The organism is Shewanella sp. SG44-6, from assembly GCF_014164185.1.
In the GTDB taxonomy this organism is placed as follows: Bacteria; Pseudomonadota; Gammaproteobacteria; order Enterobacterales; family Shewanellaceae; genus Shewanella; species Shewanella vesiculosa.
Window position 1 is genome coordinate 1 of the sequence record NZ_JACJER010000387.1, and the last position, 218, is coordinate 218.

At 59.2% G+C, this 218-nt stretch carries 1 protein-coding gene; it reads left to right on the top strand.

The window, feature by feature from the left end:
- The coding region (locus tag H5185_RS23580) for a cadherin repeat domain-containing protein (protein ID WP_182743399.1) at positions 1-218 on the top strand (218 nt) is incomplete at both ends.

A 218-nucleotide genomic window follows, 5' to 3' on the forward strand; every position in this document is an offset into this window, starting at 1 on the left:
GGCACCGTCAATGCCATCGATCCGGAAGGCACGCCAGTGACCTACAGCATCGTCAGCGGCAATGACGACGCTTGGTTTGAGATTGACCCCACCACCGGTGTCATCAGCTTGACCCCAGCGGGCGTCGCCGCCGTCGCCAATGACTTTGAAGCCCTGGCGAACGTGCACAATTTAGTCGTCGGCGCCTCAGATGGCGTCAACACCACCAACATTAACGT